The sequence below is a fragment of the Methylobacterium sp. WL19 genome (assembly GCF_008040005.1).
Classification (GTDB): Bacteria; Pseudomonadota; Alphaproteobacteria; order Rhizobiales; family Beijerinckiaceae; genus Methylobacterium; species Methylobacterium bullatum.
Genome location: NZ_VRVC01000292.1, coordinates 1 through 794 on the forward strand (window position 1 = coordinate 1; position 794 = coordinate 794).

Genomic DNA, 794 nt, shown 5'->3' on the forward strand with positions numbered 1-794 from the left:
GCGGTGCCTCGCCCGCCTCGCCCCCGCCCCGACCATCCTCGATCCGGTTTTCGTCAGCCATGGTGCATCCTGCTTTCATGTGGTTCCGCGCCGGGCTTTTCCGACCGCCGGCCTTCATTCAGAATCGCGATGATAGGTGTTCTCGAACCGCTTGCGCGAGGCCGCCGGACTGCGGCGCGGCGGCCTCAGTCAAGCGTCAAACCGACATATCCACCGGGCAAGCTCGCTTTTTTCAACCGAAGTCTTTACACAGCCTGACTCTCCGCGCGAATGCGGCCCCGTTTCCGAAGGGTTCGCCAGCGCGTCTTGCCGGCCCTCGTCTTTTGAGGGCGGGATGCGGAGACGACAAGAGCGAACCGACGTCCGCGAAGGCCGCATCCGAGCAACAGGGAACGCGAAATGCCCACCATCGCCCTCGTGGACGACGATAGAAACATCCTCACCTCCGTCTCGATCGCCCTCGAGACCGAAGGCTACCGGATCCAGACCTATACCGACGGCGCCTCGGCCCTCGACGGCCTGAAGCACTCGCCCCCCGATCTCGCGATCTTCGACATCAAGATGCCGCGCATGGACGGGATGGAGCTGCTGCGTCGCCTGCGCCAGAAATCCGACCTGCCGGTGATCTTCCTCACCTCGAAGGACGAGGAGATCGACGAGCTCTTCGGCCTCAAGATGGGCGCCGACGACTTCATCCATAAGCCGTTCTCGCAGCGCCTCCTGGTGGAGCGGGTCAAGGCCGTGCTTCGCCGCTTCGCCCCCAAGGACGGGCCGGGCGCCGCCGCGCGCGAGGC

The 794-nt window shown here is 65.1% G+C and carries 1 protein-coding gene; it reads left to right on the forward strand.

Annotation, left to right across the window (positions count from 1 at the left end; translation table 11 throughout):
- Nucleotides 1–399: 399 nt before the first annotated feature.
- On the forward strand, nucleotides 400–794 hold a 395-nt coding region (locus tag FV220_RS25155), incomplete at its 3' end, for a response regulator (protein ID WP_147816406.1).